At 37.2% G+C, this 8,742-nt stretch carries 9 protein-coding genes; 8 read left to right on the forward strand and 1 reads right to left on the reverse strand.

Annotated features, from left to right (window positions below; translation table 11 throughout):
- The 8 genes from KI356_RS04635 to uvrC all read left to right on the forward strand — a co-directional run.
- A partial coding sequence (locus KI356_RS04635; protein ID WP_438820837.1) for a BclA C-terminal domain-containing protein occupies positions 1–462 on the forward strand: 462 nt, incomplete at its 5' end.
- Positions 463–651: 189 nt separating this feature from the next.
- Positions 652–2,337, forward strand: a complete 1,686-nt coding sequence (locus KI356_RS04640) for a long-chain-fatty-acid--CoA ligase (protein ID WP_128280796.1) — start codon at positions 652–654, stop codon at positions 2,335–2,337.
- A gap of 106 nt (positions 2,338–2,443) precedes the next feature.
- Positions 2,444–3,031, forward strand: a complete 588-nt coding sequence (fadR, locus tag KI356_RS04645) for a fatty acid metabolism transcriptional regulator FadR (RefSeq protein WP_012261773.1) — start codon at positions 2,444–2,446, stop codon at positions 3,029–3,031.
- 11 nt (positions 3,032–3,042) lie between these two features.
- The gene (locus tag KI356_RS04650; RefSeq protein WP_128280797.1) at positions 3,043–3,819 is read left to right on the forward strand and encodes an enoyl-CoA hydratase; all 777 of its coding nucleotides are present in this window, start codon (positions 3,043–3,045) and stop codon (positions 3,817–3,819) included.
- A 78-nt stretch (positions 3,820–3,897) separates the two neighbouring features.
- The gene (gene etfB / locus KI356_RS04655) at positions 3,898–4,671 is read left to right on the forward strand and encodes an electron transfer flavoprotein subunit beta (protein ID WP_001029036.1); all 774 of its coding nucleotides are present in this window, start codon (positions 3,898–3,900) and stop codon (positions 4,669–4,671) included.
- Between the two features lie 36 nt (positions 4,672–4,707).
- Entirely contained in the window at positions 4,708–5,685 is a 978-nt protein-coding gene (etfA, locus tag KI356_RS04660; RefSeq protein WP_212934888.1) for an electron transfer flavoprotein subunit alpha, read from the forward strand.
- Between the two features lie 211 nt (positions 5,686–5,896).
- Positions 5,897–6,211, forward strand: coding sequence for a thioredoxin (gene trxA / locus KI356_RS04665; protein ID WP_000974757.1), 315 nt, complete (start codon positions 5,897–5,899; stop codon positions 6,209–6,211).
- A 148-nt stretch (positions 6,212–6,359) separates the two neighbouring features.
- Positions 6,360–8,144, forward strand: a complete 1,785-nt coding sequence (gene uvrC / locus KI356_RS04670) for an excinuclease ABC subunit C (RefSeq protein ID WP_128280798.1) — start codon at positions 6,360–6,362, stop codon at positions 8,142–8,144.
- A 115-nt stretch (positions 8,145–8,259) separates the two neighbouring features.
- On the opposite strand, the gene KI356_RS04675 is transcribed toward uvrC, so the two are convergent.
- Positions 8,260–8,709: a YslB family protein gene (locus tag KI356_RS04675; protein WP_002122858.1), complete on the reverse strand. Its 450-nt coding sequence runs from the start codon at positions 8,707–8,709 to the stop codon at positions 8,260–8,262.
- Between the last annotated feature and the right edge of the window lie 33 nt (positions 8,710–8,742).

Here is an 8,742-nt window from a genome sequence, read left to right on the forward strand (position 1 = left end):
GGTCCAACAGGAGCGACGGGGTCAACAGGCGACACAGGAGCAACAGGCACAAGTATAACTGCGACGTATGCATTTGCGAATAATACGTCGGGTACAGCAATATCGGTACTTCTTGGTGGAACAAATGTCACGCTTCCAAATAATCAGAATATCGGTCCAGGAATTACTGTGTCTGGTGGAAATACAGTATTTACGGCTGCAAATGCAGGGAATTATTATATTTCATATACAATTAATATTACTGCTTCATTATTAGTAAGTTCACGAATTACAATTAATGGAGCGCCGCTTGCTGGGACTATCAATGCTCCTGCTTTAGCAACCACATCTTTTAGTGCAACAATTATTACGACCCTGGCAGCGGGAAGTGCAATCAGCCTGCAATTGTTTGGATTGTTAGCTGTTGCAACATTATCAACAACTACTCCAGGAGCGGTGTTAACGATTATAAGACTCAGCTAAATAAAACTCTCTTACTCTTTGAAGGTTAGGAGAGTTTATACATATAATAAGAAGTTAACGAAGTAAAGCATAGTTATATAAAAGTCAGAATATTATGATTGTAACGTTGTTCTGACTATAATATAATGAAAACAATCATCATGAATGAACATTCATTTATTTTAACAAGTATTGGAAGGGGGAATGAGAGTGGAAAAACCTTGGTTGCAGAGTTATCCAGAGGAAATTCCAGGGTCGATTTCATATGATATTCAGCCACTTCATGGATATTTAGAGAAAATGGCTTCTCGTTATCCAGAAAAGAAAGCGCTTCATTTTCTGGGTAAAGATGTTACATTTTCAGATTTCCATGACAAGGTAAAGAAATTTGCGAATTACCTTCAAAGGCTTGGTATTGAAAAAGGTGATAGAGTTGCGATTATGTTACCGAATTGTCCACAATCTGTAATTGGTTATTATGGTACTTTGCTTGCGGGTGGTATTGTTGTACAAACGAATCCTCTTTATACAGAAAGAGAGCTTGAGTACCAACTTCATGACTCAGGGGCAAAAGTCATTCTTTGTCTTGATTTAGTGTTTCCGAGAGTTACTAATGTTCAAAGTGCAACAAAGCTTGAGCACATTATCGTAACCCGTATTGCAGATTTTTTACCATTTCCTAAAAATTTACTTTATCCATTTGTACAAAAAAAGCAGGCAAATCTTGTTGTGAATGTGTCGGAAAGCGAAACGATTCATCTTTGGAAATCGGTAGAAAGGGAAAGTAATGCTGATCTTGAAGTTCCATGTGATCCTGAAAATGATCTAGCCCTTTTGCAGTATACAGGGGGAACGACAGGGTTTCCAAAAGGGGTTATGTTAACGCATAAAAACCTCGTTTCGAACACTTTAATGGGAGCGCATTGGTTATATAATTGTAAAGAAGGAGAAGAGGTAATCCTTGGTGTTCTTCCGTTTTTTCATGTGTACGGGATGACAGCTGTAATGAATTTGAGTATTATGCAAGGATATAAAATGGTGCTTATTCCGAAGTTTGATATGAAAATGGTTTTTGAAGCAATTAAGAAACATAAAGTTACACTATTTCCAGGAGCACCAACCATTTATATTGCTCTATTAAATAGTCCTCTTTTAAAAGAATATGATATTTCTTCAATCCAGGCTTGTATTAGTGGTTCTGCACCGCTTCCTGTAGAAGTACAGGAGGAGTTTGAGAGAGTTACAGGTGGTAAATTAGTAGAAGGTTATGGATTAACGGAGTCATCACCAGTTACACATGGGAATTTTTTGTGGGAAAAGCGTGTGCCGGGAAGTATTGGGGTACCGTGGCCAGATACAGAGGCAATCATCAAGTCACTTGAAACAGGAGAGGCATTATCTCCAGGGGAAATTGGGGAAATTGTTGTAAAGGGCCCACAAATTATGAAAGGGTATTGGAATAAGCCAGAAGAAACGGCAGCTGTACTGCAAGATGGCTGGCTCCATACAGGTGATGTAGGATACATGGATGAGGATGGATTTTTTTATGTGAAAGATCGTAAGAAAGATATGATTGTTGCTAGCGGATTTAATGTATATCCTCGTGAAGTGGAAGAGGTATTATATGAATATGAAAAGGTGCAAGAAGTAGTAACAATTGGCGTCCCTGATCCGTATCGAGGAGAAACTGTAAAAGCATTTGTTGTTTTGAAAGAAGGCGCCGAATGCACGGAAGAAGAATTAGATAAGTTTGCACGTAAATATTTAGCAGCATACAAAGTCCCGAAAGTATATGAGTTTAGAAGTGAATTACCGAAAACGACAGTCGGAAAGATTTTACGCCGTGTCCTAATAGATGAAGAGAAGAAAAAGAGTGAGGATGAGCAAACGGGCTAAGGCCCTTTCTTTTTGAAAAAATAGGATTGACACTTTTCTGAATAGTAAGTATTATAAGAATATGAATGACTATTCATTCAGTCATCTTCTTGAAGGGGACAGTAAAGTGAAGAAAAATAGACCGAAATACAATCAAATTATTGATGCAGCAGTTATTGTGATTGCGGAGAATGGATACCATCAAGCGCAAGTTTCTAAAATTGCAAAGCAAGCTGGGGTAGCTGATGGCACGATTTATTTATATTTTAAAAATAAAGAAGATATATTAATATCCTTATTCCAAGAGAAGATGGGAGAATTTGTTGAAACAATTCGTCAAAAAATAGCAGGAATTGAAAGCGCTGTAGCGAAGTTATTCATGTTGGTAGAAACGCACTTCTTGCTGTTGTCACAAAATGATCCTCTTGCTATCGTTACACAATTAGAGCTAAGGCAGTCCAATCAAGACTTGCGCCTTAAAATAAATGAAGTATTAAAAGGCTACTTACAAGTTATGGATGAGATTTTAGAGACAGGCATAAAGCAAGGTGAATTCCAAGCGGACTTAAATGTTCGTGTGGCAAGACAAATGATCTTTGGAACAGTAGATGAAGTTGTGACCAATTGGGTAATGAGCGATCATAAGTATGATCTGGTCGCACTTTCAAAAACGGTACATGGGCTACTTATTGCAGCTTGTGGTTATCGTCAATAATGGGAGGGATCATGTTGAAATTCCTATCTGTAAAAGTTGAAGACCATATCGCGGTGGCAACGTTAAACCACGCGCCAGCGAATGCAATGTCTTCACAAGTTATGCATGATGTTACTGAGTTAATCGATCAAGTGGAAAAGGATGATAACATTCATGTTGTTGTTCTCCATGGTGAAGGACGCTTCTTCTCAGCGGGAGCAGATATTAAAGAATTTACATCTGTTACTGAAGCGAAGCAAGCGACAGAATTAGCGCAGCTTGGACAAGTTACATTTGAGCGCGTTGAAAAATGTTCAAAACCAGTTATTGCGGCAATTCATGGAGCGGCACTTGGCGGCGGCCTTGAGTTTGCTATGTCTTGCCACATGCGCTTCGTAACCGAAAGTGCAAAACTTGGTTTACCTGAATTAACGCTTGGATTAATTCCTGGTTTTGCAGGTACACAGCGCTTACCGCGTTATGTTGGGAAAGCAAAAGCTTGTGAAATGATGTTAACAAGTACACCAATTACTGGTGCAGAAGCATTAAAATGGGGACTTGTTAACGGAGTGTTTTCTGAAGAAACAATTTTAGAAGATACGCTTAAAATTGCAAAACAAATTGCTGGGAAAAGTCCAGCAACAACTCGTGCTGTATTAGAGTTATTGCAAACGACAAAATCGTCTCATTATTACGAAGGTGTACAGCACGAAGCTCAAGTTTTTGGTGAAGTATTTACGAGTGAAGATGGAAGAGAAGGTGTAGCGGCATTTTTAGAAAAGCGTAAACCTTCATTTAGTGGCAGGTAGTTCAATTATTTTTTTGATATAAATTAACAGAATTTTAAAATTGATGTAATCTTTCTGAAAAATAAGGGGGTAAATGGAATGAACATCTACGTACTCATGAAACGAACATTTGATACAGAAGAAAAAATCGTAATTAAAAACGGTGCAATTTACGATGGCGAAGCGGAATTCATCATCAACCCTTACGATGAATATGCGATTGAAGAAGCAATTCAAGTAAGAGATGCACAAGGTGGAGAGGTTACTGTCGTAACAGTTGGCGGGGAAGATAGTGAGAAAGAACTTCGTACTGCACTAGCGATGGGCTGCGATAAAGCGGTATTAATTAATATTGAAGATGATGTTGAAAATGGTGACCAGTTCACCACAGCAAAAGTACTTGCTGAATATTTGAAAGATAAAGAAGTAGATTTAATTTTAGGCGGGAACGTTGCGATTGACGGTGCATCTGGACAAGTTGGTCCACGTGTAGCTGAAGCGTTAAATATTCCATATGTAACGACAATTACAAAGCTTGAAATTGACGGTACAAATGTAAAAATCGAGCGTGATGTTGAAGGGGATACAGAAGTAATTGAAACATCATTACCGGTTTTAGTAACAGCACAACAAGGTTTAAATGAACCGCGTTATCCATCACTTCCAGGTATTATGAAAGCGAAGAAGAAGCCACTAGAAGAAGTAGAATTAGATGATTTAGATTTAGAAGAAGATGATGTGGAAGCAAAAACAAAAACAATTGAAATCTATTTGCCTCCTAAGAAAGATGCAGGAAAAGTGTTACAAGGCGAGCTGCAAGATCAAGTAAAAGAACTTGTATCGTTGCTCCACACAGAAGCGAAAGTAATCTAATAAAATACGAAATTATATATGCAGGAGGGAAAATCTATGGCTCGTAAAGTATTAGTAATGGGTGAAGTTCGTGATGGATCGCTACGTAACGTTTCGTTTGAAGCGGTAGCAGCAGCAAAAACAATTGCAGAAGGCGGTGAAGTAGTAGGTCTTCTAGTTGGAGACAGCGTTGCCTCTTTTGCAAATGAATTGATTCATTACGGTGCAGATCGCGTTGTGACAGTTGAAAATGATAAATTAAAATCATATACATCTGATGGTTACGCACAAGCGTTTTTGGCTGTATATGCTGAAGAAAAGCCAGAAGGTATTGTATTTGGACATACAGCACTTGGTAAAGATTTATCACCAAAATTAGCAGCGAAACTTGAAGCTGGTCTAATTTCTGACGTAACTGCTTTAGAAGTTGAAGGTGGAAATGTTATCTTCACTCGCCCAATTTACTCTGGTAAAGCGTTTGAGAAGAAGATTGTAACAGATGGTATCTTATTTGCGACAGTGCGTCCAAATAACATTGCAACTCTTGAAAAAGACGAGTCTCGCACAGGTGACGTGTCTTCTATTACAGTAGATGTGAAAGATTTACGTACAATCATTCAAGATGTTGTCCGTAAAACTGCAGAAGGTGTTGATCTTTCAGAAGCGAAAGTTATTATCGCTGGCGGACGTGGTGTGAAGAGTGAAGGTGGATTTAAGCCATTAAAAGAGTTAGCTGATGTACTAGGCGGCGCTGTTGGAGCATCTCGTGGTGCTTGTGACGCTGAGTATTGCGATTACTCATTACAAATTGGTCAAACGGGTAAAGTCGTTACGCCAGATTTATACATTGCATGCGGTATTTCTGGTGCGATTCAGCATTTAGCTGGTATGTCTAACTCAAAAATAATCGTTGCAATTAATAAAGATCCAGAAGCAAGTATCTTCAAAGTAGCTGACTATGGTATTGTCGGTGACTTATTCGAAGTCTTACCTCTTTTAACAGAAGAGTTTAAAAAGTTAAAAGTACATTCATGATTTGAGTACCCTTGAGTTCCAAGTGAAGTACCCCTATATATAGAAAAAGGTGAGGGATCCCCTGTCCCTCATCTTTTTAGTATTTCATCCATATTTTTATATAGTATAAAGGAACATTTTTTTGTTACAATACATAACGATACATATTATTCGCCACGTATATAAGTTAATGATATACTCTTGGTAGAATATACTTGAAGGAGGAAATAAAATGGCAATTATAAACGCAAATGACCAAAGCTTCGCAGCTGAAACTAGCGAAGGTGTTGTATTATTAGATTTCTGGGCACCTTGGTGTGGACCTTGTAAAATGATCGCTCCTGTATTAGAGGAAATCGATTCAGAATTAGGCGAAAAAGTAAAAGTAGTAAAAGTAGACGTTGATGAAAACCAAGAAACTGCTCGTCAATTCGAAGTAATGAGCATTCCAGCTCTTTTCGTATTAAAAGACGGTAAAGTGGTTGATCAAGCATTAGGTTACAAACCGAAAGAAGCATTAGTAGAATTAGTTTCTAAACACTTCTAAAATAAAGAAGCTACCATTTGGTAGCTTTTTTTATTTTCTTTTTTACAACCTTTCCGTTACAATAAAAGAACGTATGTTGGGTGTTTTGGCGTAGTATGTTTTTATGTGAAAATAAAAATGATAAGCATGTAGAAATGGAGGGAGACGAGTGCACGAGCATTTAAAAGAGAAGTTAGCAATTTTGCCCGATCAACCTGGTTGTTATTTAATGAAGGATAAGCAGGGAACGGTTATATACGTCGGAAAAGCAAAGGTACTCAAAAATCGTGTGCGCTCGTACTTTACTGGTTCACATGATGGGAAAACACTTCGGCTTGTTGGAGAAATTGTTGATTTTGAATATATCGTAACCTCCTCAAATTTGGAGGCTCTTATTTTAGAGTTAAATTTAATAAAAAAGTATGATCCAAAATATAATATTCAATTAAAAGATGATAAAACATATCCTTTCATTAAAATTACAGCTGAAAAACAGCCGCGCTTACTCATTACGCGTAACGTAAAAAAAGATAAAGGAAAGTATTTTGGCCCTTATCCGAATGCGCAATCAGCTCATGAAACGAAAAAACTATTAGATCGCATGTATCCGCTTCGCAAATGCTCAAACATGCCAGATAAAGTTTGCTTATATTATCATATGGGCCAATGTTTAGCACCTTGTGTGAAAGAAGTGGCGGAAGAACAAAATAAAGAAATTGTGGATGAAATTATTAAGTTTTTAAATGGTGGACATAAAGAAATTCGTTCAGAATTAGAAACAAAGATGTATGAGGCTTCAGAGAAACTAGAATTTGAACGTGCGAAAGAATTGCGAGATCAAATTGCTCATATAGATGCAATTATGGAAAAACAAAAGATGATTATGAGTGACTTAGTGGACCGTGATGTATTTGGATATGCAGTTGATAAAGGATGGATGTGCGTTCAAGTTTTCTTCGTTCGAAAAGGAAAGCTAATTGAACGTGATGTTTCTATGTTTCCAATCTATGATGAACCAGAAGAGGGATTTTTAACGTTTATCGGTCAATTTTATGAAAACAGCAGTCATTTTAAACCGAAAGAAATTGTCGTTCCAGGAAGTATAGACTCAGAATTAGTAGAGCGCTTTTTAGAAGTTGAAGCAACACAGCCGAAACGTGGTAAGAAAAAAGATCTTGTGGAATTAGCAAATAAAAATGCAAAAATTGCACTAGAAGAGAAATTTTACTTAATTGAACGTGATGAAGACCGGACGGTTAAAGCCATTGATAATTTAGGGAAGCAGCTTGGTATTGAAACCCCATATCGTATTGAAGCGTTTGATAACTCGAATATTCAAGGGACAAATCCCGTTTCCGCAATGATTGCTTTTATCGATGGGAAACCAGCAAAGAAAGAATATCGGAAATATAAAATTAAAACGGTTCAAGGTCCTGATGATTACGAATCTATGAGAGAAGTTGTAAGACGCCGTTATACGAGGGCGCTTAAAGAGAATTTACCTTTACCAGATTTAATTATTATTGATGGTGGAAAAGGCCATCTGGCCGCTACAAGTGATGTTCTGGAGAATGAACTCGGATTATATATTCCAATGGCAGGGCTTGTAAAAGATGACAAACATAAAACATCACATTTAATCATTGGAGATCCACCTGAACCTGTGATGCTTGAGAGGAATAGCCAAGAATTTTATTTATTGCAACGCATTCAAGATGAAGTGCATAGATTTGCAATTACATTCCATCGTCAGTTGCACGGGAAATCGGTCATTCAATCAGCATTGGATGATATTCCAGGAATCGGCGATAAACGAAAAAAGGTATTGTTAAAACATTTTGGCTCGTTAAAAAAGATGAAAGAAGCTTCCATAGCTGAATTTGTCGAAGCAGGTATGCCGAAAAATGTTGCAGAGACGATATATACTTATTTAACAGATAAGAAGACGTTGTAGTTTACAACGTCTTCTGTTTTTTGGTATAATTTCTGAAGATTTAAAATAAACTCATTCGAACGAATATACAAAAAAGTCAACTAAACTTATATGTCTAGTTGACTGTAGGTAGATGCTACACTTCAATGAGATCTTTAATATCCCATTTAACAAGAAATGTAATAGAGTCTGAACGTTTCTTTTGTTCTTCGTAGGACTCTGCAACGACGTTTCTTTGTTTTTGAATTTGCTCGGCGATAAATCCAGCTTCTAATTGATAAGATGAATGTCTTTTTTGTTTTTGACGCTCAGTAATAAGTGCACCTTTAAGTTGAAACTGCATTTCACGACGTTTATGTTCAATGATGCTTAAAGTGCCCCAACCAGCTTTTTCGAAAAACTGAATGACTTCTTCAATTGTTTCTAGCGGATATTTTCTCGCAAGGTTTCTACCGGCCCAGTATAAAATACCATCTAAATCGTTACCAATTAAATCAGTTAGTAATTCTTCACGTAGCAATTCATAAGCGAAGGCGTTCAATGAAACATCTTCTAAAGATGTTATATCGATTGTATTTTTGCTCACAATATTCCCCTCTTTCTATAGGGATTATTATAT

The organism is Bacillus hominis, from assembly GCF_018332515.1.
Lineage (GTDB): Bacteria > Bacillota > Bacilli > Bacillales > Bacillaceae_G > Bacillus_A > Bacillus_A hominis.

Excerpts from the sequence above, each read along its gene's own strand:
- KI356_RS04650 (WP_128280797.1), top strand. The coding sequence starts at position 3,043 with ATGTTGAAATTCCTATCTGTAAAAGTTGAAGACCATATCGCGGTGGCA.
- etfB (WP_001029036.1), top strand. The coding sequence starts at position 3,898 with ATGAACATCTACGTACTCATGAAACGAACATTTGATACAGAAGAAAAA.
- etfA (WP_212934888.1), top strand. The coding sequence starts at position 4,708 with ATGGCTCGTAAAGTATTAGTAATGGGTGAAGTTCGTGATGGATCGCTA.
- trxA (WP_000974757.1), top strand. The coding sequence starts at position 5,897 with ATGGCAATTATAAACGCAAATGACCAAAGCTTCGCAGCTGAAACTAGC.